The following is a 25172-nucleotide window of genomic DNA, read 5'->3' on the forward strand; positions in this document are numbered from 1 at the left end:
GGTCGGGCCACCACGACCACCCCGCCTACCGAGCCGTCACGATCACATAGCCGACCTTCTTGACGCGGCCGTGGTGGGCGACGACCGTCACCGGATAGCGGCCCGGCTCGAGGTCGGCGCGGATGGTCGCCGTGTTGAGGAAGCGCGGGTCGTCGCCGTCGGCGGACTTGCTGTCGTCGGCGCGGAGGTGGAGTACGTGGGTGAACGCCGGGGAGGTGGCGGTCAGACGCATCTCCTCGCCCGGGTCCGGGTTCACGTCGTGCCACATGACCTCGACCTTTCCCCCGCGGGCGACCCGGAAGCTGTGCCGGTGCGGGCTGTCGGCATAGGTGCCCGGCTGGTACAGATCGGGGCCGTGGGCCTTGCCGAGGTAGTCGGGGTCGCCGGGGCGGGACGCGCGGACGGTCAGGCGCTTCTCCATGATGTGCCGGCCGTGCGGGCCGCGCAGTTCGAAGGTGTACGTGCCGTCCGCCAGGCCGGGCCTGAGCTGCGGCCGGGCCTGGAACGTCCGGGGGTTGTAGAAGTCGAGCTGCCGGTCGTGGGCGAGACGCACGGTCCGCGACAGGGCTGCCGACCGTACGGTGAAGTGGGTGCCCCGCTCACCGGGGTACAGATCGTCGAAGTACAGCCACACCGGCGCCCCGGGGCGGGCCACTTCCGAGACCGGCGTGAGGCTGAGCGACGGGCGCCGGGACCGTACGACCTTGATCTTGTCGCGGGCGACGGTGCGGCCTGCGACGGTGATCGACAGGGGGTACGAGCCGGGCTTGGCCGTCATCGCCAGGGCGGACGTGGACCCGCAGGAGCCGTTCTGCCAGTGCAGCCGTACGGGCCCGCGGAAGGCCGGTGACGTGGCGACCACCGGGGCGTCCCCCGGGCCGCAGGCGACGCCGTCGAGCTGTGTCACGACCAGTTGGCCGGGGCGGGCGTCAAGATTGCCGACCACGGTGAACAAGGGGTGGTGGGCTTTGGCGTCGGACGTGCTCCCGCCCTTGCCGTGGCCCGCGGTCCGGTGTGCGCCGGTCGGGTGCGCGTCGTGCGCGGACGCCTTGGGGCTCCGCGCCGCCTCGGTCGTGCTCGCCGACGTGGCGCACCCGCCCAGCACAAGGCCGGCTGCCATCACGCCCATCAGCCTGGACCAGTTCATCGTCTCCCCCAGTCGGTCGGTCACACGGAGAGATGTCCGCCTGCCGATGTTGGTTGCCTGCGGGCAACGAGCGGGAAACCCGCTGTTGAACGGCAGATCAGTAGCCTAGCTCCGACCGACGCGTCGAAGCTCGGCTGCGAGGTGGTGTTGCAGCGGCCGGCCGACCGCCGCGAGGTCGTGGACGAAGCTCAGGGTGTCCTGGTCCGTCAGGTCGTAGCGGCGGCGGGTGGCGGTGACCTCCTTCGCGGTGGGTGCGAGCGCCACCTGATGGGTGGTCAGGTCGACCGTGCCGTCGCCCGCCCGGCCGACCAGGACCTCCGCGATCCCGGTGGGCTGGGTGATCAACGCCTCCACGCGTCCCTCCGGCTGCAGCCGCCACCAGCCGCTCTCGCGGGCGGCCGGCCGCAGCGGGGCGTCGTCCGTGTCGAGGAGCCAGGCGCGTGCCTCGTAGCGGAGGAAGGGACGTCCGTCGTGGCTGAAGGTGACCTCCTGCGCGTACCCGAACTCCTCGGCGAGCGTCGGATACCCGCCTCGCCCCCGGCCGACCCACGTGCCCAGGAGTCCGATCAGCGGCGCGAGCAGTGCGTGCGGGGCGGGCGCTTCGTCCGGCCCGAACGCGTCGGGGTACGGGTGCTTCGGGGCGGCGGGGTCGGACATGAGGTGCGCTCCTGATGAGTGGGGAGGTCGGTGCCGGTGGAAGCCTAGAGCCGGTGCGCCGGACGCGCGCCGGACGCCGGCGCTCGCCCTCGTGTCCGTGCCCCTAGGGCTCCTCACCGGGGATCGACAGGTACGCCTCGCGCAGCGTGCTCAGCACCGGGTCCTCGACGGCCAGCGGGGCATCGTCGACAGCCGTCAACGCCCGGACGCCGATGCCCGTGTTGGTGGCGAATGCCGCCCGCATGCCCTTGGCCTGGGCCAGGGTGACGGGGGCGATCCGGTGCGCGACCTGTTGTTGCAGAAGCCTCATGGTGATGCCGGGCAGCACCGGGGCCTGCGGCCAGACCACGGTGCCGTCGTCGTCGATGAAGCCGACGTTCCAGGTCGCGCCTTCGCTGACGTAACCGTCGGGCCCGATGAACAGGGCATCGTCGAAGCCGGCGAACTGTGCCGCGCGACGGATGTGCAGGGCGCCGAACAGTCCGCAGTGCTTGACCTGGGGCAGGTCGCGCTCGTACGGGACGCTCATCGCGCGCAGCGGCGGCGGGGGCATCGCCCCGGCCGGGCGTACGGTGACCAGCGCCTGGGGCTGATCGGCGTCCGCGGGGTGACCGACCTCCACCGCGGGGTCGTAGACCGTCACCCGGATCATGCACGGACCGCGCTGTCCCTCCAGTGCCTGGCGGACGAACTGCCGGACGCGCCCGGTGTCCAGGCCGGCGCCCCAGACGGTCCGGCAGTCCCGTACGAGGCGGTCCATGTGCAGGGACAGACCACGGATCCGGTGGTCGGCGTCGGCACGCATGGTCGTGAAGTGTCCGTAGCTCGTCAACGCCAGAGGGAGCACGTCATCGGTGGTCACGGGCTTTCCGTCGAGATGCGCCATGCCCCACAGCATGTCAGGACGGGCTGCGGCCCGGCCCGCGCGTTCAGCCTTCCAGATCGAGCTGGTACTGGAGGACCTCGTGCGTGGGCACATAACCGAGGGCTTCGTTGATGTGTCGCATGTGCGTGTTGCTGTCTGCGGTGTCGGTCAACAGGGCGCCCAACTTCGGGTAGTGGCCGTGGGCATGTCTGATCGACTCCGCCTTCATCCACCGGCCGAGGCCGTGTCCGCGGTGCTCGGGCAGTACGCCGGTTCCGTAGTGCTGGCCGTCACCCTCACCGCTCCCGGGGACGACCAGTTCCGTGAAGCCGGCGATCGAGCCGTCGGACTCGTCGATGGCGGCAACGGTGTGCAGCAGGTCGCCGCGCTCCGCGACGGTCCGGGCGGCGGCTCGGACCCGGTCCACGTCCCAGACCACCGTGCCGTAGTCGGTGTCGTCCATGGGCATGTCGTCCATCGCACGGCGCGAGGCGGCGAAGGTCTGGGCGAGGTCGTCGGGAACGGTTCCCCGCCAGGATGCCAGCCGGTAGCCGGGGTGCGGGCGCGCGACGATCTCGTCCAGGGCAGCGGGATCCACGTCGGCCAGGGGCAAGCGGGTGAACCGCAGGGTGAGGACCTTGCGGAAGCCTCGGGCCGACAGGAAGGCGTCGCCGGGCGATCCGGCGTCGGCCTGTGCGGTGACGCTGCGTCGGGCGTGGTCCCGAGCGGCTGCCACGGCGACGTCGAGCAGCCGGGAACCGACGTTGCCGCGTCGCTCCGCCGGATGGACCTGGACGGCCAGTTCGGCCACGTGGTCCTGTCCGGCGGCGGTGAACAGGCGGAGAAAGGCCGTCCCGACGGGTATGGCGTCGGCGTCGGACGCCAGCCATGCAAGACGCCGGCTGTACTGCCCGTCTTCGGGGTCGGTCAGTGGGGTGATGCGAAGCGACAAGGTGTCTCCGTCGTGAGGGGGTGGGAGGCATAACGTAGCGGCACAACGTGGCCCGCTCATGGGTGTTCCGGGCGGTTCGCACCGCCCGGAACACCCACGAGTCGGGTCAACAGCCGCTTTTACCTGGCGAGTTCGGCCGGCTCGTCCAACCGCGTCAGTTTCTGCGGGTTGGCGACCGCGTGGATCCGGGTGACCCGCCCGTCCTCCACCACGAGGCTCACCGCGGCCAGCCGGCCGTCGATCTCGATCCGGCCCGCGGGCGCGCCGTTGAGCCACACCGGCGACACCGCCCGGCCGGGACGCGCGAGCAGCGACGCCACCAGTTCGGCCCCGTGGAGCGGAGCCCGAGCGGCGGCGGCGAGCCCGCCACCGTCGGCGATCAGGACCACGTCGGGCGCCATGACCTCCATCAGCTCCTGGACCCGTCCGGTACGCAACGCGGCCAGGAACCGCTCCACCACGGCCTGCTGTTCCGACCGGCTCACCCGCACCCGCGGCCGCCGGGCCGCCACATGCTCGCGGGCCCGCCGTGCGATCTGCCGCACCGCGGCCGCGGACTTCCCGACGGCCTCGGCGATCTCGCCGTACGGCAGGTCGAAGACCTCCCGGAGCACGAACACCGCCCGCTCCGCCGGCCCGAGCGTTTCCAGCACGGTCAGCATCGCGATCGAGACGCTCTCCGCGAGTTCGACGTCCTCGGCGACATCAGGGCTGGTCAGCAGCGGTTCCGGCAGCCACTCGCCGACGTATTCCTCGCGGCGGCGGGACAGCGTCCGCAGGCGGTTGAGCGACTGCCGGGTGACGATCCGGACGAGGTACCCCCGCGGATCGTTCACCTGTGTCCGGTCGACGTCGGCCCACCGCAGCCAGGAGTCCTGCAGCACGTCCTCCGCATCGGCCGCCGACCCGAGCATCTCGTAGGCGACCGTGAAGAGGAGGGTGCGATGGGTGACGAACGGGTCCTCGGTCATGCCGTCGTTGCCGCGCCGGAGCGCTCCGGACGACGGGCCAGCGGAACCTCGCAGGCCTCGGAGAAGCCCTGCGAGGCGACCCCGTTGGCATTGTTGTTCCTGGTCGCCATGTTGACGAAGGCGATGTAGGCGGTGAGCTCGACCATCGCCGCCGGGCCGAGCCGGTCCAGCAGACTCGCGTACATCTCGTCGGTGACGGTCGGCGGCGTGTGCGTCATGGCCTCGGCGTACTCAAGGACGTCCCGCTCCAGCGGCGTGAACACGTCCGATTCCCGCCAGCGCGGTACCTGGCTCGCCTTGGCCAGGTCCAGGTTCTGGTTCTGCGCCTGGAAGTAGCCGACGTCGAGGCACCAGCTGCAGCCGACCTGCGCCGCGACGGCCATGTGCGCGAACGACTTGAGGCCCTCATCGGCCGCATCCCACTCAGCCAGCTTGGCCGAGAACTCCAAGTTGGACGTGGCGACCTTGGGGCTGTGCCACACCACCTCGACGGGCTCGGGCACGGCACCGAGTTGCTTGATCATGTTCTCGCGGAGCTCGGTGGGAAGCTCAGCCTTCGGAACGCGTGGCGACATGGTGTTCTCCCTGTAGATGTGTATGTCTGCCGTTACGCCATGAAGACACCGCCGCGCCTTCGGATGTGACAACGGTGGTTGAGCGGTGATCCGGTTTCCGGTGCGCGGGCCGTCCACGGGACGGCGGCGGCGCGCACGCGCGGGAGCTGTGGCCACCCGGCGGCCCGCGGCACGGTTCAACTCATCGGCTACTCAGCCGGAATGGACTCCCGTAGGGCCTTCGCGGTGGCGCGGGGGTCGTAACCCTCGGGTACGCCCTCGACCAGGATGATGTCGCCCTCGATGTGCCGCGAACGCAGCGGTGCGATCTCCTGGTAGGCGGGCGAGTCCCACCAGGCCCGCGCCTCGGCCATGCCGGGAAAGCCGATCACCACGACGTGCCCGGGCCAGCTGCCCTCCGCCACCTCGTGCTGCGACGCGTGCACGAGGAAGCGACCGCCGTGCGGTTCGAAGGTCGCGGTGATCCGCTCGATGTACTCAGCGATCTCCGGGTGCGGTACGGCCTCCCGGAGATGACCTATGACGTAAGCAGGCATGGGAACCTTCCAGTTGATACGACTGACACAGGTCGCGATCATGACACGCAGCCGGCCGACGTCGACGACGTTTTCGGGAAGCTGCCTGGCCAGGAAGGTCGAGCGCCGCGGCCATGACCGCGGCGACAACTCCCCGCTGCATGGGCCCGGTTCGGTGAGGTACGCGCGGTCCGGCTCGCCGCCGTGGGTGCGAAGGCGTGACGTCCGCCGACCGTTCCCAACGCTCACGCGTGGTTGCAGTCCGGGCACAGCCCGCGGTAGGTCATCTCGACCTCGGAGACGGTGAAGCCGAAGCGTTCGGAGTCGGGCAGGTCGGCCAGCGGGTCGCCGGCGGGGTGGACGTCCCTGATGGCGCCGCAGTGGGAGCAGATCAGGTGCTGGTGGGGGCGGTGGGCGTTGGGGTCGTAGCGCTTGGCGCGGCCGTCGGTGGCCACCTCGGTCACCTCGCCGAGCGAGACGAGCTCGCCGAGGGTGTTGTAGACGGTTGCGCGGGAGATCTCCGGCAGCCGGACCGTGGCGCGGGCGAGCACCTCGTCCGCGGTGAGGTGGACGTGTTCGCCGTCGAGTACCTCGGCGACCACCCGGCGCTGGGCAGTCATCCGCCAGCCTCGTTGGCGGAGCCGGTCCAGCAGGTCGCTCATGACCACCAGCCTTACTGTGCGTCTTCCGGACTGCGTCTCTTCGGACCGTGCGTCTTGGACTGTGCGTCTTGGACTGCGCGTCTTGGCCTGTGCGTCTTCCGGCGAATGAATCCGTACGGGTCTGGCTGTTGTATTGACTTGGACTTGGTCCATCGTAGGATCGGTTCCGGCGACAGCCAAGGGACAGGACAACAGCAGGGAAAGCCCGTGACGGTTGATGGGACGGGTCCGCTCACCACCGCCTCCGGTGCCCTGGCCGCGGACAGCCAGGACAGCGGGCCGGCGGGTGCCGGCGGCCCGGTGCTGGTGGAGGTACAGGTCCTGCCGGAGCAGGTCGCCTCCTTCAAGCGGGAGTGCGCCGTGCGCGAGGCCGGTGCCGGTGCGGGTTCCGTGCCCGGGCAGAGGCCGTCCCGGCGTCGGGCCGGTCGGCCGGCCGGTCCGGTGCGGGGCATCTGTGCGCGACGGCCGCCACCACGGCGGTTTCCGGTCCAGCGGTGTCGTCGATGATCTCCACCACACGGTCGATGTGGTGTGGTGACCGACCGTGTCCGACGACCACGGCCTCTCCTTCGTTGAGGCCGGGTCGCCTTCCGGGGCCCGCGGCCCCGGCTGTTTTCCCGTCCGTAGTTCCTGAGCACCGTGATCTGCCCAGTTCGGAAGGATTCCCATGTCTGAGAACCACGACGCAATCGTCACGGACCCGAAGTCCGAGGAGGCAGGCGGCTGCCCGGTTGCGCACGGGCGCGCCCTGCACCCGACCCAGGGCGGTGGCAACGCCCAGTGGTGGCCGGAGCGGCTCAATCTGAAGATCCTCGCCAAGAATCCCGCCGTGGCCAATCCGCTCGGTGAGGACTTCGACTACGCCGAGGCGTTCCAGGGCCTCGACCTCCCGGCCGTGAAACAGGACATCGCCGAGTTGCTGACGGACTCCAAGGACTGGTGGCCGGCCGACTTCGGTCACTACGGCCCGTTCATGATCCGGATGGCCTGGCACAGCGCGGGCACCTACCGCATCAGCGACGGCCGCGGCGGCGCCGGCGCCGGTCAGCAGCGCTTCGCGCCGCTCAACAGCTGGCCGGACAACGGCAACCTCGACAAGGCCCGCCGTCTGCTGTGGCCGGTCAAGAAGAAGTACGGCAAGAGCCTGTCCTGGGCCGACCTCATGATCCTCGCCGGCAACGTCGCCCTGGAGTCCATGGGCTTTACGACCTTCGGCTTCGCCGGCGGCCGCGCGGACGTCTGGGAGTCCGAGGAGGACGTGTACTGGGGTCCCGAGAAGGTCTGGCTCGACGACCAGCGCTACACCGGCGACCGTGAGCTGGAGAACCCGCTCGGCGCGGTCCAGATGGGTCTGATCTACGTCAACCCGGAGGGGCCGAACGGCACCCCGGACCCGATCGCCGCGGCCCGCGACATCCGTGAGACGTTCCGCCGGATGGCGATGAACGACGAGGAGACCGTCGCGCTGATCGCCGGCGGTCACACCTTCGGCAAGACCCACGGCGCCGGCCCCGCGGAGAACGTCGGCCCCGACCCCGAGGCCGCCCCGATCGAGGCACAGGGCCTGGGCTGGGCGAGCACCTACGGCACCGGCAAGGGCGGCGACGCGATCACCAGTGGCCTGGAGGTCACCTGGACCGCCACGCCGACCCAGTGGGGCAACGGCTTCTTCAAGAACCTCTTCGAGTACGAGTACGAGCTGACCAAGAGCCCGGCCGGTGCCCACCAGTGGGTGGCGAAGAACGCCGAGGCGATCATCCCCGACGCGCACGACCCGTCGAAGAAGAAGCTCCCGACGATGCTCACCACCGACCTGTCGCTGCGCTTCGACCCGGTCTACGAGCAGATCTCGCGGCGCTTCTACGAGAACCCGGACGAGTTCGCGGACGCGTTCGCCCGTGCCTGGTACAAGCTGACCCACCGCGACCTGGGCCCGAAGTCGCTGTACCTCGGTCCGGAGGTCCCGGAGGAGACCCTGCTGTGGCAGGACCCGCTGCCGGAGGCCGAGGGCGAGGTCATCGACGCCGGGGACATCGCGGCCCTCAAGGCCAAGCTCCTCGACTCGGGGCTGACCGTGGCGCAGCTGGTGTCCACCGCGTGGGCGTCGGCCTCGACCTTCCGCACCAGCGACAAGCGCGGCGGCGCCAACGGTGGTCGCATCCGCCTGGAGCCGCAGCGCAGCTGGGAGGCCAACGACCCCGACCAGCTGGCACTGGTGCTGCGCACCGTCGAGGGGATCCAGCAGGAGTTCAACTCCGGCGCCAAAAAGGTCTCGCTGGCCGACCTGATCGTCCTCGGTGGTGCCGCCGCCGTGGAGAAGGCCGCCAAGGACGCCGGTTACGACATCGAGGTGCCCTTCGCGCCGGGCCGTGTGGACGCGACGGAGGAGCACACCGACGCGGAGTCCTTCGCCGCGCTGGAGCCCACCGCCGACGGCTTCCGCAACTACCAGGGCAAGGGCAACCGCCTGCCGGCCGAGTACCTCCTGCTCGACAAGGCGAACCTGCTGGGCCTGAGCGCCCCCGAGCTGACCGTCCTCGTCGGCGGTCTGCGCGTCCTGGGCGCGAACCACCAGCAGACCTCGCACGGCGTCTTCACGGACGCCCCGGGCAAGCTGACGAACGACTTCTTCGTCAACCTGCTCGACCTGGGCACGACGTGGAAGGCGACCTCGGAGGACCAGAACACCTTCGAGGGCCGCGACGACGCGACCGGCGAGGTCAAGTGGACCGGCACCCGTGCCGACCTCGTCTTCGGCTCGAACTCCGAGCTCCGCGCGCTCGCCGAGGTCTACGCGAGCGACGACGCGAAGGAGAAGTTCGTGAACGACTTCGTCGCGGCGTGGGTCAAGGTCTCGAACCTGGACCGGTTCGATCTGGCCTGATCGCGCATCGAGTGACCTGAGGTGACGTCCGGGTCGGCCTGCGGGGCCGGCCCGGACGTCCTGCATTTCGGGGGATTTCGAGGGGTGGTGATCGAGCGCCGGGCGCAAGCGTCTTCCGCCGGGCGGAAGTTCCCGGTGATCCGGTGACGGCTCGGTGGAGGGCGGGCTCCTCTGTTTAAAGCGCAACATTGACCGCGCGTTTATCAGGCCCGACTTAACTCCCCGGTGGCTGTGACGTGCCCAACGGCGCAGTCACGTAAGCAAACGGCAGTCAAATACGGGGGGTACCTTGCAGTTCCGGCACACCGCAATGGCCATCACCGCCACCGCCGCTCTGGGGCTCAGCGCCCTGGCCGGCACGGCGTACGCCAACAATCACTCACCTGCGTTACCGGCGATGACGACGTCGACCCTCTCCCGAAGCGCGCATTCCGGATCCCAGCCGCAGTCCGGCCTGCCGGCCAGTTCCGTCAAGGAGCAGCGCTCGGCGCCCGGCAGCGCCGAGAAATTCTGGACACCCGAGCGCGTCAAGCGTGCCCTTGCCAACCCGGTGGGCCCCGAACGGCGCGGCGCCACTCCCATGAGCCGCCCGGGGAAACAGCCAAACCTGCCTGACGTCGCACTCTCCGCAAACGCCGTACCGCCGCAGCGCTTCTTGGCTTCCGCCCCCGGCGAGGCGAGAATCAACGGCGCGCAGGGGCAAGAGGTCACGCGTTCGCTGCGCGCACCCGAACCCAAGAAGTGGCCGTGGGCCGCCACCGGGGTGCTGCTCTTCGAAACGGGCAACGGCCGCTACGGCCAGTGCACCGCCTCCGTCATCACGCACTCCAACAAGTCCTCCCTCTGGACGGCAGCGCATTGCCTCTATGACTGGGCCAAGAAGCGCTGGCACAAGAACTTCGCCTTCGCGCCCGGATTCGCCAAAACTGCGCCCTACGGCTACTGGGACGTCAAACGCGTCGTCGTCCCGTCCGTCTACATCAGCAAAGGTGACTTCCGCTACTCCGACATGGGTGGCGCAGTCCTCCAGCCCCGCAAGGGCCGCTCCATACAGAACACCGTCGGGGCGTACGGGTATGAGTTCCGGTCCAACTCTCCCGAGAACGACAATGTCGCTTCCCTGGGATACCCCGCCGATGGATATCGTCGTCCCGATTCCTTCTACTCCGGCGGTGCTTACATGCGGTACTGCTACGGCAACACCGTGGACGCATCGAACGGGAACCCGCTGGACCAGCGGCTGGAGATGGACTGCGAGATGGGCCACGGGGCCAGCGGAGGGCCCATGGTCAAAAACCTCACCCACGGCGCCCGAATCGTCGGCGTGAACAGTCACCGCAACGGGGACAGTCACGGCAGGTGGGTGGACAACCACCTGTATTCGTCCGAGCACGGTGCCTACGCCGTGAGCGTGTACAAGTCCCTGTGAACCGCACGTGAGAGGGCCCCGGCGGGCTTCGGCCAGCCGGGGCCCTTCCCTTGCCCGGGTCTAGCGCTTCGGGCAGTCGTAGTCTTCGGGGCCGGCCTCGTGAACAAGGGATTGCGCACCCGCCTCAGCCGCAGAGCCGCCGCCTCGGGGCGGCACTCCCCCTTCTGGGCAAGGCCACTTCCCCGTCTTCTCATGGTGTCGCAAGGCGTCGTGAAACCGCGCCGCGTCCTGCGGCTTCGGCGGCTGCACCTGATGCACCGTCACCTCTGGGCCGCTCTCTCCCAGTGTCTGGAGCGCGAACGGCACCGCGGCCACCGCCACCACGACGACCGCTGATAACTGGACACTCCTGATCACTCGGGCGCGCATCACACTGCCCCCTCCTCGCATGGCGCACCGCCTGTCGGTCACCTCTGCCGCCCTCCATCGTGCCGTCAGCCGCCACACGCGTCGACCCCTTCGAGGAAGCGTTCGAGGAAGCGGAGACCAGGGTGGCGGGCGCTGACTCTCAGAGGGCCCGGCCGCGGCCGATGGCGCGGCCCCGGTACGCGGGCCCCTTCCCGGAACCCGCGTGAACGGGCGTCTTCGTGAACGAGCGTCGCTATGAACGGGCGCCGTTATGAACGCCGTGCTTCGCGCACGTGACAGCGAATTCGGTATGTGAGACGCCTTCGAAGGAGTCGTTGACGTGGCTGGATTTCGCTGTCAACCTCTCGGGTGTGAGCCAGTCCGAGGAATTCGCCGCGCGCCTGCACGTCGATCTGCGACGTCAGGCCAGCGCCATCTGTGCCGCTGGTCGCTAGCCCCGTCGACCGGGGCTCTCTCCTGACTCGTGCCACGCATCCCAGGGCGTGCCTTGCCGTGCCCTGCCCGTGCCGTGCCGTGCCGTGCCGTGCCGTGCCGTGCCGTGCCGTGCAACGCAATGCCATGACACGCCCTGTCACTCGCGTGTCTCCGCGCATGGCCGATTTTGCGCCCTGCACGGCGGGTTGACCGCACGGAATTCGTGACGAGGTTTCTTTCCCACCTGACCGGTGTTTGTGCTGCGCGCTCGCGCACATCGCCACGCACTCAAGGCGTTTTCTCCTCCCGAACAGGAATTTCCCATGACCACGCTGAACGCATCGACCAGACGACAGTTCCTCACGCTGCTCGGAATATCGGCGGCCGCGGTGAGTTGCGGCACGGCGGCGACCGGTGCGTCCTCCGGTCGGGGACAGACCAAGACGCTCCGCTATCAGGGCTGGGCCGGCCAGGTCACCCTGCCGGAACTGGCCGCGGACCTCGGGTATCTGCAGGACGTCAAGCTGAAGTGGATCGGCAACACCACCAGCGGCCCGCAGGACATCCAGTCCGCGGCCACCGGTCAGATCGACTTCGGCGGGGCGTTCAACGGCGCGGTCGTCAAACTGGCCGCGAACAACGCTCCCATCAAGGCCGTCATCAGCTATTACGGCTCCGACAAGGAGGCGTACAACGGGTACTACGTGCTCGACGACAGCCCGATCCGTTCGGCCCGTGATCTGATCGGCAAGAAGGTCGGGATGAACACCCTCGGCGCCCATGCCGAGGCGTTGCTCGACATCTACCTGGAGCGGGGCGGCCTGTCCCGAGGGCAGGCAAACAAGGTCGAACCGCTGGTGGTGCCGCCCGTCAACACCGAGCAGAGCCTGCGTCAGCACCAGATCGAGGTGGCCGTGCTCGGCGGCATTCTGCGGGACAAGGCCCTGGCGAAGGGCGGAATTCGCCAGTTGTTCAGTGACTACGGACTGCTCGGCGCTTTCAGTGCCGGCACGTATGTGATGACGGACCGCTTTCTCAAGGAGAACCCGGACACGGCCCGGATCTTCGTCACCGGGGTGGCGCGTGCCATCGAGTGGTCCCGCTCCACTCCGCACAAGGAAGTCGTCGCCCGCATGACGGACATCGTGAAGAAGCGCGGGCGCAATGAGGACGTCGCTCCTCTGCGGTACTGGAAGTCGTGGGGCGTCGCCGAGACGGCCGGCCGTATCACCGGCAAGGAACTCCAGCTCTGGGTCGATTGGCTGGCCAAGCGCGGCGACATCCAGAAGGGCCAGGTGTCGGTGTCCGAGCTCTACACGAATGAGTTCAACGCCTATAAGGCGGGCGGCGCCGGGACTCCTTCGCCGTCTCCTTCCCCTTCGAAGAGCGGGAGTTGACCGATGGCGGAATCGCTCACACCCAAGATCGCCTTTGAGGGCGTACGGAAGGATTTCACCGTCAAGGACCGGACGAGGAAGGGCCGGGCGGGCGAGGAGCGCGCAGGCGCCCGGCAGGCGACCCGGTTCACCGCCCTCGACGGGATCGATCTGGAGATAGCGGCGGGTGAGTTCGTCGTCCTGGTCGGGCCGAGTGGCTGCGGGAAGTCGACCTTGCTGGATCTGCTCGGCGGTCTGGGCAGTCCCACCGGCGGGCGGATCCTGCTGGACGGTCGGCCCGTCACCGGTCCGGGCCTGGACCGCGGCATCGTCTTCCAGCAGTACGCCCTGCTGCCCTGGCGCACGGCGCAAGGCAATGTCGAGTTCGGCCTGGAGGCCACCGGGGTGCCACGGCGCGAACGCGCCGCACGGGCGCGGGAGTTCCTGGACCTGGTCGGTCTGTCCGGCTTCGAGCATCGTCATCCGCACGAGTTGTCGGGCGGCATGCGGCAGCGCGTCGCGATCGCCCGCAGTCTCGCCTACGACCCCGATGTGCTGCTGATGGACGAGCCGTTCGCCGCGCTGGACGCCCAGACCAGGGAGTCGCTGCAGGACGAACTGCTGCGGATCTGGGAGCGCACCGGAAAGACGGTCGTCTTCATCACGCACGGGATCGAGGAGGCGGTCTATCTGGGGCAGCGGGTCGCCGTGATGACCTCACGGCCCGGCCGGATCAAGCAGGTCGTCCCGATCGCCTTGGAGGCGCGCACCGAGACGGACGACCTGCGGTCGAGTCCCGAGTTCGCGCGGTACCGGCACGAGATCTGGTCGCTGCTGCACGACGAGGTGGCCAGGGCCCAGCAGTTGGAGAAGGAGGAGGTCTCGGTATGAGCCCCGCACTCGGCACGAACGCCGCAACCAGCACCAGCACCAACGGCGTCGCCCGTACCCTCGGCGGCACGACAGCCGGCACGGCTGCCCCCACCGGCACGACCCGCACGACCACCACGACCACCACGACCGGTAGGACCACCACGACCGGTACGAGCACCCGGGCCCCCTCCCTCCCCGCGCCCGTACGCTCCCCTGAACCACCACCGGGCGCACCACGCCGCCCCCGCTCGCCGGCGAGCTTCCGCCGGGCGGTGCGCCGACTGCCGTCCCTCCTGCTGAGGGGCGCCGTCAAATCCGCGGCGGTCGTCGCCCTGCTGCTCCTGTGGGAGTCCGCACCTCGGCTCAATCTGGTCGACCGGACGTTCCTGCCCCCGTTCAGCGAGGTCGTCGGGGCCTGGTGGGATCTGGCGGCCGACGGCCGGCTGGCCGACCACACGGGCGCCAGCCTGGCACGCTCGTTCAGCGGATTCGGGCTGGCCGTGGCGGTCGCCGTGCCCCTCGGTCTGCTGATCGGCTGGTACCGGCCGGTCGCCGACCTGCTCGGTCCGCTGCTGGAGGTGTTCCGCAACACGGCCGCGCTGGCCCTGCTGCCGGTGTTCGTCCTGCTGCTGGGGATCGGCGAGACCTCGAAGATCTCCATCGTGGTCTACGCGTGCACCTGGCCGATCCTGCTCAACACCATCAGCGCCGTGCGCAACGTCGACCCGACCCTGCTCCGGCTGGCCAGGTCGATGGATCTGTCCGCGCCACGACTGTTCCAGAAGGTCATCCTGCCGTCCTCGGTACCGGTCATGTTCACCGGTATCCGGCTGGCCGGAGCGGCGTCGATCCTGGTGCTGGTCGCCGCCGAGATGATCGGCGCCAAGGCCGGTCTGGGCTATCTGATCAACTCCTCGCAGTACAACTTCGCGATCCCGCAGATGTACGCGGGAATCCTCACCATCTCCGCCATCGGCGTGGCCTTCAACCAGGTCCTGGTGACCGTGGAACGTCGGCTCAGCTCCTGGCGCGTCCCCGCCGCCGGCTGACCCGGCCCCCTTCCGGCACCCACCCGCACCGAGGAGCCCTCATGTCTCCCGCCACCCGTCCCACCACCCACCGCCGGCTGCATCTCAACGCCTTCCTGATGAACGCCGGCCACCACGACGCCGCCTGGCGGCACCCGCGTACGCAGCCGGAACGCGTCACGGACCTGCGCTACTTCCAGCAGCTCGCGCAGACCGCCGAGCGCGGCCGGCTCGACTCGATCTTCTTCGCCGACGGCCTGGCCCTGTGGGGGAAGGTCCGTCACAACGCCCTCGGCGGCTTCGAACCGCTCACCCTGCTGTCCGCCCTGGCCACGGTCACCGAGCACATCGGGCTGATCGCCACGGTGTCGACCACCTTCAACGAGCCGTTCCACACCGCCCGGAAGTTCGCCTCCCTGGACCACATCAGCGGCGGCCGGGCCGGCTGGAACATCGTCACCTCGGGCACCGTGAACGAGGCCCGCAACTTCGGGCAGGACCAGCACCTGGAACACCGGCTGCGCTACGAGCGGGCGCGGGAGTTCGTCGAGGTCGCGACCAAGCTGTGGGACAGCTGGGAGGACGACGCGATCCTGCTCGACCGTGAGCGCGGCGTCTACGCCGACACCGACCGGGTGCGGGAGATCGGCCACCGCGGGGCGTACTTCGGGGTGCAGGGCCCGCTGAACGTACCGCGCAGTCCCCAGGGTCACCCGTTGCTGGTGCAGGCCGGTTCGTCGGAGGACGGGCGGGAGTTCGCGGCCGAGTACGCCGAGGCCGTGTTCACGGCCCAGCAGACCCTCGCCGACGCCCAGTCGTTCTACAAGGACCTCAAGTCACGGCTGGCACAGCACGGCCGGTCCGAGGAGGACCTGAAGGTCCTGCCCGGCATCTGCCCGGTCATCGGCTCGACCGAGGCCGAGGCGCGGGCGCTGGACCACGAGCTGACGGAGCTTCAGGTGCCCGAGTACGGACTCGCCCAGCTGTCCGGGATGCTCGGCACCGATCTGACCGGGCTGCCGCTGGACGGGCCGCTGCCCGAACTGCCCGAGGAACGGGACATCAACGGCAACAAGAGCCGCTTCACGCTCGTCGCCGAACTCGCCCGCCGCGACGGCCTCACCCTGCGCCAACTCATCGCCCGCCTCGGCGGCGGACGCGGCCACCGGGTCGTCGTCGGCACGCCGGAGCAGATCGCCGACCAGCTCCAGGAGTGGTTCACCCAAGGCGCCGCCGACGGCTTCAACATCATGCCACCCCATCTGCCGGGCGGCCTGGAGGACTTCGTCGATCACGTCGTGCCCGTCCTCCAGCGACGCGGTCTGTTCCGTACCGAGTACACCGGACGCACCCTGCGCGAGCACTACGGCCTGCCCCGCCCCGCCAACCGGCTGACCGCGACCGCCTCAGGAACGACCGGGGCGGCATGAGCGGACCCGGCCTCACCACCGGATTCCCCACCCATCACCACCTGAACGGAGAACCGCGAACATGACCACCAACAGCAACGCCACCGGCTTCGACATCCGCAGGATCGGGGGACGCATCGGCGCCGAGATCACCGGCGTGGACCTCGCCACCGACCTCGATCCCGCCCTCATCACCGAGATCAACTCCGCGCTCCTGGAACACAAGGCGTTGGTCTTCCGCAACCAGCAGCTCGACGACGCCGGCCAGCTCCGCTTCGCCTCCCTCTTCGGTGAGCTCACCACCGCGCACCCCACCGTCCCGTCCGTTGACGGGCAGCCGAACATCCTGCCCGTCAACGGCGACGAGGGCATCCGCGCCAACCGGTGGCACACCGATGTCACCTTCGTCCGTACGCCCCCGAAGGCGTCCACGCTGCGCAGCATCGTGGTCCCGCCCTACGGTGGCAACACGCTCATCGCCAACACGGCCGCCGCGTACCAGGACCTGCCCGAGCCCCTGCGCGAGCTGGCCGACAAGCTGTGGGCGGTCCACACCAACGACTACGACTACGCGGCCCCGAAGAGCGACAAGGCCGCCGAGCACCGCCGGCAGTTCGTCTCCCGGAAGTACCGCACCGCACACCCCCTGGTGCGCGTCCACCCCGAGTCCGGGGAGCGGGGACTGTTCATCGGCGGCTTCGCGCAGAGCATCGTGGGCCTCGGACCCTCCGATTCCCGCGACCTGCTGCGCCTGTTCCAGTCCTACGTCACCCGACCCGAGAACATCGTGCGCGTGGCCTGGACGCCCGGCGACCTCGTCCTGTTCGACAACCGCATCACCCAGCACTACGCCCCCGACGACTACGGCGACCTGCCGCGCCTGCTGCACCGGGTGACCGTCGCCGGTGATGTCCCGGCCGGCATCGACGGCAGGCTCAGCCACACCATCGAAGGCGACGACGCCACCCACTACACACCCGCCGCGGCCTGAGCCCCTCCGCCGGGGCGCACACCGCGACATGCGGTGTGCGCCCCGGTGTCCGCACCGGAGTCACCCCCGCGTCGAAGGCAATGGCGGCAGTTCCTGGTGCCGGACGGTGAAGGCGCCCTTGATGACCGGCGCGAAGGGAGCGGGAGCCATGCAGGTGCCGGTGGGCGACTCCAGGTCCTTCTGGTCCTTGGCGCGGGGTTCGAAGTTCACGATGTCCCAGCCGAAGCCGACGCGGTCCGGTGCGGCGCCGCGCCCCTGCTGGATGCTGAGACCGAACCGCTTGCCGCGCTTCTCGACGTTCGACTCCTCCACGACCGCGGTGAGCGTCGCCGTGCCGCCCCCGGTGACCAGGCAGTCGACCCTCGCCTTCGACCAGCCGGTGACGTGGTGGGCCGGTGAGTAGTGCTTGATGGTCACGGTGCCCTTGGCGTCGGTGGGCAGCCCGGGCAGCGGCAACCCCGGCATGTGGTGGGTGAAGGGCGCTGCCTGGGCATCGACGGTGAAGCGGATGTCGTCGTGGGGCGAGTAGAGGTACGCGATGCGTCCTGCCCCGTGGACGCTCGCGACCTTGCCTGGCTTCTTCACGGGCGTCCGGGCAGCGTGCGCGTCGCCTGGCGCGGTCCCCGCCGCGATGATCCCGGCGAGCACGGCGGCGGCACCAACGGCACCGAGAGAGACGAAGCGCATGGTGAACTCCCGTTCATGGAGGACAAGTTGAATGACTGGTGGTCGGACCGGCCGGCCTGGTTGGCCTGGTCGGCCCGGTCGGCCTGGGTGACCCGGTCGGCCTCTGCCGAACGAGAGACAGCCTCGCCCGCACCCACCGTCCCCGCCCATCGGCCGACCGGCAGATAACTGCAGACCGTCCGCGGCGCGTTCTCTGCCGTTCGGCAGAGACGACAGGCCGTACGCGCACAGAACGCGGCGGGAACACATGCCGAACGCGGGCCGGATGATCACGCCTCGTACGCTGATCACCATGGGGGAGACGACACCAGCCGTGCCGCAGCTCATACTTGGCTGTCTGCCGGCGTTCACGGCGGCAGCCACCATGGCCTGGGCCCTGGCCCGCCGCCGCACCGCCGCGCACACCCGACTGGCCCGCCCCACGGCGGCCTGCGCACTGCTGTCCCTGGCGAGCACCGTGGCCGTCACCACGCATCCCGGCTCGTACCTGAAGCTCGCGGGAGCGGCCCTGCTGCTGCCCCTCATCGCGGCGGTCGCCCGCTGGTCGCCCCGGCGGGATGCGCGGATCGCGGTCCCCCTCGCAGCCCTCGCGGTGGCCGCCTGGCCCGTGCCGCTGGTCAACGGCGGTTTCCTGGAACGTGCGGGCGCGGCGTCGTTCTGGCTGCTCCCGGCGCTCGCCGCGGCGGCCCTCGGCGCCTCTCCGCGCCGTGTGGAGCAACGCCGGCGTACCGCGGTCACAGAGGCCCGGCGCGCCCAGCGGCTACAGCTCTCCCGTGATCTTCACGACTTCGTGGCGCACGACGTCAGCGGCATCGTCGTACAGGCCCAGGCGGCCCGCTTCCTGGCCCCGACCGATCCCGGCCAGGCGGTGCGGGCCCTGGAGCGGATCGAGAAGGCGGGCCTGAACGCCCTGGAGGCGATGGACCGCACGATGCACATGCTGGACGGCGACCAGGAACCGGCGAGCACCTCGCACCACCCACCCGGAGTCGCCCAACTCCCCACTCTGCTGGACGACTTCTCCGCGGTGAGCGGTACCAGCGGTACGGAAGTCCGCCTCCATCTGCCGCCGGGCGCGGCGGACGCCTTCGCTCTCGCCGCGCCGGAGGCGGGGGCGCTCGCCTACCGCATCGTGGCCGAGGCGCTCACCAACATCCATCGGCACGCCCCCCGAACACCCCGCGTGGAAGTCCACTTCTCGCCCGTCGCCGCGGGCGTGGAACTCCGCGTGATCAACGAACCGCCACGCACGCCCACCAGCCACCGTCACCGCCCCACCGCCCTGCGCCGGCGCGGCGGGCGCGGGATCGCCGCCCTCACCCAAGACGTCCAGGCACGGGGCGGCAGCCTCACCGCCGGACCGCACGGCGAGGGCGGCTGGTGCCTGACGGCAGTCCTGCCGCTGCCGGCCGCCCTCGCCAAGGAGCCCAGGGAGTCCAAGCAGTCCAGGGAGTCCAGGGAGCCGAGAGCAGCGGAGCAGCCCGAGAAGCCGGAAGAGCCGGAAGAGCCGGAGGAGCCGGAAGAGCCGGAAGAGCCGGAAGAGCCGAAGTGACCAGCCCCGCCCCCGGCCCATCCGCCTCCAGCCACATCACCCGCATACTCCTCGCCGACGACCAGGCCGACGTGCGCAGCGGTTTCCGGCTGATCCTCGATTCGCAGCCGGACATGACCGTCGTCGGCGAGGCGGCGGACGGCGCCACGGCCCTGGACCTGGCCCACGACCTCCGCCCCGACCTGGTCATCGCCGACATCCGCATGCCGGTCCTGGACGGCTTGGAGCTGACCCGCCGCCTGACCGGCCCGGCCACGTCCGACCCGCCCCGCGTGCTGGTGGTCACCACCTTCGACCACGACGACTACGTCCGTACGGCTCTGCGCGACGGCGCCTGCGGCTTCCTCCTCAAACGCTCGGGCCCCGGCCTGCTGATCGAGGGCGTGCGAGCCGCCATGGCCGGTGACCTCCTCATCAGCCCCCAACTCACCGTCCGCCTCCTGCAGTCCCTGGCGACCCCCGCCCCTCCCCCGGCGCGCGAACCCTCACCCCTCACCTCGCGCGAGGAGGAGATCGCCCGCCTGGTGGCGGAGGGCCTGACGAACGCCGAGATCGCCGCGCGCCTCTTCATCTCCGCGGGCACGGCGAAGACCCACCTCGCCAACATCCAGGCCAAGTTGAAGGTACGGAACCGCGTGGGCATCGCGGCCTGGTCCTGGGAGACGCGCAATCCCCCGCACACCAGGTCGTAGGGCCGTCACAGCACCCGGGGCAGACCCGTCACCGACATCACGAGCGAGTACAGCGAGGTGGTCGCCGTGATGAACAGCCGGTTGTTCTTGGGGCCGCCGAAGGCGATGTTGGAGACCGGCTCGGGCACGCGGAGCCTTCCAATGAGGGTGCCGTCGGGGTCGTAGCAGTGCACGCCGTCGTCGAACGCGGCGGCCCACAGTCGCCCCTGGTCGTCGAAGCGGATGTTGTCGAAGCCGCCGTCGGTGCGCTCCGCGAAGACCTTGCCGTCCGAGAGGGTGCCGTCCTCCCGCACGTCGAAGACGCGGATGTGCCGGGCCCGGGTGTCGGCGACGTACAACTGCCGTTCGTCCGGCGAGAAGACCAGGCCGTTCGGTCCGCCGAAACCGTCCGCGACGCGGTGGACCCGGCCCGTGAAGGGGTCGATCCGGTAGACGTCGCAGGTGCCGATCTCGCTCTCGGCGCGGTGCCCCTCGTAGTCACTGGTGATCCCGAAGTCCGGGTCGGTGAACCAGACGGAGCCGTCGGAGCGTACGACGGCGTCGTTCGGGCTGTTGAGGCGCTTGCCCTCGAAGCGGTCGGCGAGCACGGTGACCCGGCCGTCGGGTTCGGTGCGGGTGACCCGGCGGTTGCCCTGCTCGCAGCTCACCAGCCGGCCCTCGCGGTCCAGGGTGTTGCCGTTGACGTGCCCGGCCGGGGAGCGGAAGACCCCGATCGCACCGGTCGACTCGTCCCAGCGCAGCAGCCGGTCGTTGGGAATGTCGCTCCAGATCAACTGCCGCCAGGCGGGCAGATAGAGCGGCCCCTCGGCCCAGCGGCAGTCCGCGTACAGCCGCTCCAGCCGTGCGTCGCCGTTGGCGCACCTCCCGGCGCGGAAGCGCTCGTCCAGAACCTCGTACGGAGTGGTGAACATATCGCCGGACATGGTCATCCCTTCGACGGCATCAATCGAACCTCATTCGCCGCGATACTACTGCGCCCGAACCGGATATGGTGGCGACATGGGGAAAGTTCATCAGGGGATCGTGGACGACACCGACCGGGCGCTGATCGCGGAGCTTCAGCGCGATGCCACCCAGGCCTACGCCGCGCTCGGCAAGGCGGTCGGTCTGTCGGCCGGCGCGGCTCATGACCGCGTGCGCAAGCTCCGCGAGCGTGGCGTCATCCGCCGGACCACCGTGGACGTCGATCCGGCCGCCCTCGGGCAGGGCGTGCTCGCCTTCGTCATGGTCGACTCGTCGGCCTGGATGGGGGACGCGGCCGATGCCTTCGCCGCCATCCCCGAGATCCAGGAAGCGCACATCATCGCGGGCGCCGCCTCCGTCCTCGTCAAGGTGCGCACGGCCACCACGGAGCAGTTGCAGCACGTCCTGCGGCGGCTCTACGCGATCGAGGGCGTGAGCGGGACCCAGGCGACGGTCGCGCTGGAAACCTTCTTCGAGAGGCCGGTCAACACCGAATGAGCAACGCGTACTCACCCCTTCCCGAGCTCAACGCGCTCAAGGGACTGGAAGATCGGCTCGCGGGGCAGTACTTCGCTCCGGGATTCGAGCTGTTCGCCTACGACGATGACGACCGCGACTGGTTCTGCGGGATGGCGGGCCCGGAGTACCTGGAGCGGTTGATCCACTTCGCCTACGCCAACGCCTCCGGTTCGTACTACGCACTCTGGCGGTGCGACGACCGGGCCGACCTCGCCACCCTGCCCGTGATCTTCTTCGGTGACGAGGGCGACCTCGGTGTGGTCGCCTGCGGTCTACGGGAGTTGTTCCGCTTGCTGGCGTGCGAGCCGGACGATCCGGAGGACGAGTGCCCCGGGCGTCAGGAGTACGTGGCCTGGCTGAGCCGGAACTTCGGCCTCACGGCCCCTCAACACGCCGGGGAGGTCACGGGGCCGGCCGAGAAGCAGTTCGGCCGGCGGTTCGCCGACTGGGTACGGCTCGCGACGGACGGCGAGATCGACATCTAGTGCCGCGTCAGGCAACGTTCGCCCTGTCAGTGGGGATGGTTACCCTCGGACCGATCAACCGTGTGACATAAGCAGGAGGTTGCAGGCCTGATGACCGTGTCGTTTGGTGACTCGATGCTGGAGCTGTTGTCGGCGGCAGGTCCGGATCCGGACCACGCCGAGGCGATGATGCTCTACGGTCGGCTGGTCGGAAGTTGGAAGATCAACAACCGGTACCGGTTCGGTGATGGTCAGTGGCGCACAGCAGGGGGCGAGTGGCGTTTCGGCTGGGCCCTGGGTGGGAGGGTGGTGCAGGATGTGCTCTTCTGCCCGGAGTTCCACGACCGGTACCCCGGCACCACCATCCGTATGTACGACGTCACCACCGGGCTGTGGCAGATCACGTGGATCTCACCGAAGCTTCCTTCGTACTTCTCCCAGGTCGGTCGGCCTGACGGCGCCGGTGGGATGATCCAGGAGGGCACCGACTCCCAGGGCAGGCGCTCGCGGTGGACGTTCACGGACGTCACGCCGACCTCTTTCCACTGGCAAGGGTTCAGCGCCGCCCCTGATGGCGAGTTCGAGTTGTTTCAGGAGATGCACGCGACACGCCGATAGTGCGGCATCCGCCACGCAGGTGGCGTGGTCTCGGCAGGCTGCCCTGGTGGCAGAACGAGTACGCGTCCGTGAGATCGATGACGACGAGGGGCAGCGCCTGCTGCGGATCGTCCGCAGCGGCACCGGGGCAGTGGTGACCTGGTGGCGAGCCCAGATGGTGCTGCTGTCCGCGCAGGTGATGCCCGTGGCGGCTACGCGAGGTCGTCGTCAGGGCGAACGTTGCCTGACGCGGCACTAGTACGCCCCATCCCTGCGAGCTGCTGTGCCGCCGTGGGCGAGGAGGTCCAGGCCCAGGGGTGTGCACCAGTGCCACACGGCCTTGCCGTCCCGTTGGGAGACGATCAGTCCGGCCTCGCGGAGGATCTTGGTCTGCATCGATGCGGCGGCCGGGCTGACGGCGAGTTCGCGGGCGAGATCGGTCGTGGTGTGCTGCTGGACGAGTAGTCGTAGGGCCTGCGCCCGGGTACTGCCGACGAGGGCGGTGAGCGGGTCACCGGACGGCGAGGTGTCCCGCAGCGGCAGCGGAGTGAGGGCCGGGTAGATCAACAGGAGCCGTCCGTCGGGCTGGGGCGCGACCAGGAGGTGGTCGGCCCAGAACAGCGACGGCCGCAGGATGATCCCGCGCCCGCACAGGGTGAGGTCGAGGTCGCGCGGGAACTCCGCCTCCAGGGTCGTACCGCGCCAGCGGGTGGACGGCGCCAGACCGGTCAGGGCGGCACGCAGTCCCTGCTGGGCGAGGATGCGGGAGCGCCAGGCCGTCTCGGCGTGGAAGCCGGCCAGGATGCGGGGCCATGCCTCGGCTATCACGCTGGAGTGGGCGGCGCGGACGGCCGTCCCGAGGACCTGCCAGGCCTCCCGGTCGTGGTCGGCGAGCTGCCGCACCCACGGGGTGAGCGGGCGGTCGATCGCGCACATCCGGCGCAGTTCGGTGCCGACCTGGGGAGCGGGCGTGGAGAAGATCTGATCCATGCCCTCTTCGAGGTCGGGGCTGGGCGGGTCCAGGAACAGCGGCCCGGCGCCGAGCGGGGAGACCAACTGCAGGACGGGCCGCGCCGGCCGCGGGAGGGTGCGGGCCACCCGTTGCCGCCACGGCCTGAACACCGGGTGCGGATCGCGACGTTGCAGCATCTCGAAGGCCAAGCCGAGCTCCACCAGCGGCGCCGGCCGGTCGGCGACCGTCACCCTGAGCAGATCGTCGACCGTGCAGTGGACTCGCAACACGACAGCCCCCCGTGGATGCCTGTGAACGCGTCGGCCGTCGCTCGAACGATTCAGCCGTCGCTGAAAGCATCGCGGCAGTTCGGCGGAACGGGGAGCCTCATACCCGCCAACCAACAGACCCCCGCGGCTGCGCCGTGCGGCCCGGGGGTGTCGAGAAGGGGGAACACATGCGACCGAATGTGGTGGTGAGGACACTCGTCAGCGCTCTTGCCGTGGTCGGGATCGGCGCCGGGAGCCTGGCCGGCGCGAACGTCGGCTTCGCGGCATCCGCGCCGGCTCCGCAGCCGGCGGTGAGCGCCTCGGCAGTCGTCCCGCTCGCGGTGGTGAACCTCGGCCTGAGCACCGGCCAGGCCAAGAAGCTGCAGGTCGTGCTGAAGCAATACTGGGGGTACAGCGGCGCGATCGACGGGAAGTTGGGCACCGACAGCTGGAAGGCGATGCAGCGCTTCCTCAAGAAGTACTGGCATTACACCGGCCCGATCGACGGGAAGGTGGGACGCGAGACGATCAAGGCCCTGCAGCGCTGGCTCAAGAGCAACTGGGGCTACGCCGGTGGGATCGACGGAGTCGTCGGAGCGGGGACCCGGGCCGCGTTCGCGCGGTATGCCAACTCCCTCTGAGGTCCCGGTCCGACGCTCGCTGCCGGGTGTCCGGATCCCTTGAGCCGTGCCGCCCGGGCGGGTCTCCCCAGGGAGGTCCCGCCCGGGTCGGCGTCCGGCCTCACCCGGGGCCGGCCTCGACCTCCAGGTGGCGGCGGCCGCCCGGGCCGCGGACTTCCAGGGCCTCGAAGCCCCAGTCGCACAGTACCGCCCGGCACCGCAGGAGGCTCTCCCGCTCCTGGTAGCGGGCACCACTGCCGCGCGGCCCGACCCACCGCACCACCACCAGCCCCACCCGCTCCCCTTCCCCCGCACGGTAGCCGGTCCGCACCGGTTCGCCGTCCTCGCCGACGGCTGACGGCGCGATCCCGTCGGCCTCCAGGAGCAGACTCACCGTGCGCAGCAGCCGGCGCCGCTCCCACTCGGCCGGACGCGCCTCTGGCTCGGGACCGGAGTTGGTCAGCCGGCGGATGCTCCGGATGCCGTCGAGCGCCACGCGCAACTCGGCTGCCCGTGCACCGGTCCTCCCCGCCTCCACGGCGTCGGGGTGTTCGGCACCCGTGCGTACGCGCAGGCCGTCCGCCTGGCTGTCCCGGTCGTTCATCGCTCGCCACCTGGCCCGGTTCGGTCGGTTCTCCTCGGCACGAACGCTACGCAGGGCGGGGCCGGTGCGCAGGGCGGTCGTCCGGGATGCGGCCCGCCCTGTCCCGGATACGGGCCTCGGGCCGGGAGGCGGCCCA

General features: G+C 70.0%; 26 protein-coding genes and 1 pseudogene. 15 read left to right on the top strand and 12 right to left on the bottom strand.

Features of this window, described 5'->3' with window-relative positions:
- Positions 1-25: 25 nt before the first annotated feature.
- The 8 genes from V2J85_RS06825 to V2J85_RS06860 form a co-directional block, all read right to left on the bottom strand.
- Entirely contained in the window at positions 26-1171 is a 1146-nt protein-coding gene (locus tag V2J85_RS06825) for a hypothetical protein (protein ID WP_330820919.1), read from the bottom strand.
- Between the two features lie 81 nt (positions 1172-1252).
- The gene (locus V2J85_RS06830; protein ID WP_261957773.1) at positions 1253-1804 is read right to left on the bottom strand and encodes a nitrobindin family protein; all 552 of its coding nucleotides are present in this window, start codon (positions 1802-1804) and stop codon (positions 1253-1255) included.
- Positions 1805-1907: 103 nt separating this feature from the next.
- Positions 1908-2690: an aminotransferase class IV family protein gene (locus V2J85_RS06835; protein ID WP_261957772.1), complete on the bottom strand. Its 783-nt coding sequence runs from the start codon at positions 2688-2690 to the stop codon at positions 1908-1910.
- A 43-nt stretch (positions 2691-2733) separates the two neighbouring features.
- The gene (locus V2J85_RS06840) at positions 2734-3621 is read right to left on the bottom strand and encodes a GNAT family N-acetyltransferase (RefSeq protein WP_330820920.1); all 888 of its coding nucleotides are present in this window, start codon (positions 3619-3621) and stop codon (positions 2734-2736) included.
- A 119-nt stretch (positions 3622-3740) separates the two neighbouring features.
- Entirely contained in the window at positions 3741-4592 is an 852-nt protein-coding gene (locus V2J85_RS06845) for an RNA polymerase sigma-70 factor (protein WP_261957770.1), read from the bottom strand.
- The gene (locus V2J85_RS06850; protein WP_261957769.1) at positions 4589-5167 is read right to left on the bottom strand and encodes a carboxymuconolactone decarboxylase family protein; all 579 of its coding nucleotides are present in this window, start codon (positions 5165-5167) and stop codon (positions 4589-4591) included. The genes V2J85_RS06845 and V2J85_RS06850 overlap by 4 nt, the downstream gene beginning before the upstream one ends.
- Before the next feature lie 188 nt (positions 5168-5355).
- Positions 5356-5703 carry a DUF1330 domain-containing protein gene (locus V2J85_RS06855; RefSeq protein ID WP_261957768.1) on the bottom strand — a complete coding sequence of 116 codons (348 nt, stop codon included), beginning with the start codon at positions 5701-5703 and terminating at the stop codon, positions 5356-5358.
- 224 nt (positions 5704-5927) lie between these two features.
- Positions 5928-6344 carry a Fur family transcriptional regulator gene (locus V2J85_RS06860; RefSeq protein ID WP_261957767.1) on the bottom strand — a complete coding sequence of 139 codons (417 nt, stop codon included), beginning with the start codon at positions 6342-6344 and terminating at the stop codon, positions 5928-5930.
- Between the two features lie 667 nt (positions 6345-7011).
- On the opposite strand from V2J85_RS06860, the gene katG reads away from it, so the two are divergent.
- From katG to V2J85_RS06895, 8 genes are all read left to right on the top strand, one after another.
- Positions 7012-9228 carry a catalase/peroxidase HPI gene (gene katG, locus V2J85_RS06865; RefSeq protein WP_330820921.1) on the top strand — a complete coding sequence of 739 codons (2217 nt, stop codon included), beginning with the start codon at positions 7012-7014 and terminating at the stop codon, positions 9226-9228.
- Between the two features lie 310 nt (positions 9229-9538).
- A complete protein-coding gene (locus V2J85_RS06870; protein ID WP_261957765.1) occupies positions 9539-10657 on the top strand; it encodes a trypsin-like serine peptidase in 1119 nt (372 codons plus the stop codon).
- Between the two features lie 719 nt (positions 10658-11376).
- Positions 11377-11460: a putative leader peptide gene (locus V2J85_RS41235; protein ID WP_362139425.1), complete on the top strand. Its 84-nt coding sequence runs from the start codon at positions 11377-11379 to the stop codon at positions 11458-11460.
- Positions 11461-11763: 303 nt separating this feature from the next.
- Complete coding sequence (locus V2J85_RS06875) at positions 11764-12837, top strand: ABC transporter substrate-binding protein (protein WP_330820922.1); 1074 nt, start codon at positions 11764-11766, stop codon at positions 12835-12837.
- Between the two features lie 3 nt (positions 12838-12840).
- Positions 12841-13707, top strand: coding sequence for an ABC transporter ATP-binding protein (locus tag V2J85_RS06880; protein ID WP_261957763.1), 867 nt, complete (start codon positions 12841-12843; stop codon positions 13705-13707).
- On the top strand, positions 13704-14738 hold the full coding sequence (locus V2J85_RS06885) for an ABC transporter permease (RefSeq protein WP_330820923.1): 1035 nt from the start codon (positions 13704-13706) through the stop codon (positions 14736-14738). The genes V2J85_RS06880 and V2J85_RS06885 overlap by 4 nt, the downstream gene beginning before the upstream one ends.
- A gap of 41 nt (positions 14739-14779) precedes the next feature.
- Positions 14780-16147, top strand: a complete 1368-nt coding sequence (locus V2J85_RS06890; protein WP_330820924.1) for an LLM class flavin-dependent oxidoreductase — start codon at positions 14780-14782, stop codon at positions 16145-16147.
- Positions 16148-16208: 61 nt separating this feature from the next.
- Entirely contained in the window at positions 16209-17117 is a 909-nt protein-coding gene (locus tag V2J85_RS06895; protein ID WP_330820925.1) for a TauD/TfdA dioxygenase family protein, read from the top strand.
- 60 nt (positions 17118-17177) lie between these two features.
- Here V2J85_RS06895 and V2J85_RS06900 read toward each other — a convergent pair whose 3' ends face one another.
- Entirely contained in the window at positions 17178-17804 is a 627-nt protein-coding gene (locus V2J85_RS06900) for a hypothetical protein (protein WP_330820926.1), read from the bottom strand.
- A gap of 292 nt (positions 17805-18096) precedes the next feature.
- Here V2J85_RS06900 and V2J85_RS06905 point away from each other — a divergent pair, with 292 nt between their 5' ends.
- Entirely contained in the window at positions 18097-19356 is a 1260-nt protein-coding gene (locus V2J85_RS06905; protein WP_330820927.1) for a sensor histidine kinase, read from the top strand.
- Positions 19353-20048 carry a response regulator transcription factor gene (locus V2J85_RS06910; RefSeq protein ID WP_330820928.1) on the top strand — a complete coding sequence of 232 codons (696 nt, stop codon included), beginning with the start codon at positions 19353-19355 and terminating at the stop codon, positions 20046-20048. The genes V2J85_RS06905 and V2J85_RS06910 overlap by 4 nt, the downstream gene beginning before the upstream one ends.
- Before the next feature lie 5 nt (positions 20049-20053).
- On the opposite strand, the gene V2J85_RS06915 is transcribed toward V2J85_RS06910, so the two are convergent.
- On the bottom strand, positions 20054-20971 hold the full coding sequence (locus V2J85_RS06915) for an SMP-30/gluconolactonase/LRE family protein (protein WP_261957757.1): 918 nt from the start codon (positions 20969-20971) through the stop codon (positions 20054-20056).
- 100 nt (positions 20972-21071) lie between these two features.
- On the opposite strand from V2J85_RS06915, the gene V2J85_RS06920 reads away from it, so the two are divergent.
- From V2J85_RS06920 to V2J85_RS06935, 4 genes and pseudogenes are all read left to right on the top strand, one after another.
- A complete protein-coding gene (locus V2J85_RS06920) occupies positions 21072-21509 on the top strand; it encodes an Lrp/AsnC family transcriptional regulator (protein WP_261958416.1) in 438 nt (145 codons plus the stop codon).
- Positions 21506-22015 (top strand): hypothetical protein, encoded by a 510-nt coding sequence (locus tag V2J85_RS06925; protein ID WP_330820929.1) that lies wholly within the window; start codon positions 21506-21508, stop codon positions 22013-22015. Before V2J85_RS06920 ends, V2J85_RS06925 begins: the two co-directional genes overlap by 4 nt.
- A 114-nt stretch (positions 22016-22129) precedes the next feature.
- Entirely contained in the window at positions 22130-22612 is a 483-nt protein-coding gene (locus V2J85_RS06930; protein ID WP_261957755.1) for a hypothetical protein, read from the top strand.
- Between the two features lie 46 nt (positions 22613-22658).
- Positions 22659-22802: pseudogene (locus V2J85_RS06935) on the top strand (IS630 family transposase); the annotation flags it as partial.
- 44 nt (positions 22803-22846) lie between these two features.
- Here V2J85_RS06935 and V2J85_RS06940 read toward each other — a convergent pair.
- Positions 22847-23833 carry an ArsR/SmtB family transcription factor gene (locus tag V2J85_RS06940; protein ID WP_330820930.1) on the bottom strand — a complete coding sequence of 329 codons (987 nt, stop codon included), beginning with the start codon at positions 23831-23833 and terminating at the stop codon, positions 22847-22849.
- A 167-nt stretch (positions 23834-24000) separates the two neighbouring features.
- On the opposite strand from V2J85_RS06940, the gene V2J85_RS06945 reads away from it, so the two are divergent.
- A complete protein-coding gene (locus V2J85_RS06945) occupies positions 24001-24453 on the top strand; it encodes a peptidoglycan-binding domain-containing protein (RefSeq protein ID WP_261957753.1) in 453 nt (150 codons plus the stop codon).
- Positions 24454-24553: 100 nt separating this feature from the next.
- Here V2J85_RS06945 and V2J85_RS06950 read toward each other — a convergent pair whose 3' ends face one another.
- Complete coding sequence (locus tag V2J85_RS06950) at positions 24554-25036, bottom strand: hypothetical protein (RefSeq protein ID WP_261957752.1); 483 nt, start codon at positions 25034-25036, stop codon at positions 24554-24556.
- Between the last annotated feature and the right edge of the window lie 136 nt (positions 25037-25172).

It is taken from the genome of Streptomyces bugieae, from assembly GCF_036352915.1.
GTDB lineage: Bacteria > Actinomycetota > Actinomycetes > Streptomycetales > Streptomycetaceae > Streptomyces > Streptomyces endophytica.

What these genes read in the sequence shown, in the direction of transcription:
- V2J85_RS06895 (WP_330820925.1), top strand. Translation starts at nt 16,209, where the DNA reads ATGACCACCAACAGCAACGCCACCGGCTTCGACATCCGCAGGATCGGG.
- V2J85_RS06830 (WP_261957773.1), bottom strand. Translation starts at nt 1,804, where the DNA reads ATGTCCGACCCCGCCGCCCCGAAGCACCCGTACCCCGACGCGTTCGGG.
- katG (WP_330820921.1), top strand. Translation starts at nt 7,012, where the DNA reads ATGTCTGAGAACCACGACGCAATCGTCACGGACCCGAAGTCCGAGGAG.
- V2J85_RS06860 (WP_261957767.1), bottom strand. Translation starts at nt 6,344, where the DNA reads ATGAGCGACCTGCTGGACCGGCTCCGCCAACGAGGCTGGCGGATGACT.
- V2J85_RS06855 (WP_261957768.1), bottom strand. Translation starts at nt 5,703, where the DNA reads ATGCCTGCTTACGTCATAGGTCATCTCCGGGAGGCCGTACCGCACCCG.
- V2J85_RS06835 (WP_261957772.1), bottom strand. Translation starts at nt 2,690, where the DNA reads ATGGCGCATCTCGACGGAAAGCCCGTGACCACCGATGACGTGCTCCCT.
- V2J85_RS06945 (WP_261957753.1), top strand. Translation starts at nt 24,001, where the DNA reads ATGCGACCGAATGTGGTGGTGAGGACACTCGTCAGCGCTCTTGCCGTG.
- V2J85_RS06900 (WP_330820926.1), bottom strand. Translation starts at nt 17,804, where the DNA reads ATGCGCTTCGTCTCTCTCGGTGCCGTTGGTGCCGCCGCCGTGCTCGCC.
- V2J85_RS06845 (WP_261957770.1), bottom strand. Translation starts at nt 4,592, where the DNA reads ATGACCGAGGACCCGTTCGTCACCCATCGCACCCTCCTCTTCACGGTC.
- V2J85_RS06850 (WP_261957769.1), bottom strand. Translation starts at nt 5,167, where the DNA reads ATGTCGCCACGCGTTCCGAAGGCTGAGCTTCCCACCGAGCTCCGCGAG.
- V2J85_RS06880 (WP_261957763.1), top strand. Translation starts at nt 12,841, where the DNA reads ATGGCGGAATCGCTCACACCCAAGATCGCCTTTGAGGGCGTACGGAAG.
- V2J85_RS06925 (WP_330820929.1), top strand. Translation starts at nt 21,506, where the DNA reads ATGAGCAACGCGTACTCACCCCTTCCCGAGCTCAACGCGCTCAAGGGA.
- V2J85_RS06915 (WP_261957757.1), bottom strand. Translation starts at nt 20,971, where the DNA reads ATGTCCGGCGATATGTTCACCACTCCGTACGAGGTTCTGGACGAGCGC.
- V2J85_RS06885 (WP_330820923.1), top strand. Translation starts at nt 13,704, where the DNA reads ATGAGCCCCGCACTCGGCACGAACGCCGCAACCAGCACCAGCACCAAC.
- V2J85_RS06890 (WP_330820924.1), top strand. Translation starts at nt 14,780, where the DNA reads ATGTCTCCCGCCACCCGTCCCACCACCCACCGCCGGCTGCATCTCAAC.
- V2J85_RS06905 (WP_330820927.1), top strand. Translation starts at nt 18,097, where the DNA reads ATGGGGGAGACGACACCAGCCGTGCCGCAGCTCATACTTGGCTGTCTG.
- V2J85_RS06875 (WP_330820922.1), top strand. Translation starts at nt 11,764, where the DNA reads ATGACCACGCTGAACGCATCGACCAGACGACAGTTCCTCACGCTGCTC.
- V2J85_RS06930 (WP_261957755.1), top strand. Translation starts at nt 22,130, where the DNA reads ATGCTGGAGCTGTTGTCGGCGGCAGGTCCGGATCCGGACCACGCCGAG.
- V2J85_RS06950 (WP_261957752.1), bottom strand. Translation starts at nt 25,036, where the DNA reads ATGAACGACCGGGACAGCCAGGCGGACGGCCTGCGCGTACGCACGGGT.
- V2J85_RS06870 (WP_261957765.1), top strand. Translation starts at nt 9,539, where the DNA reads ATGGCCATCACCGCCACCGCCGCTCTGGGGCTCAGCGCCCTGGCCGGC.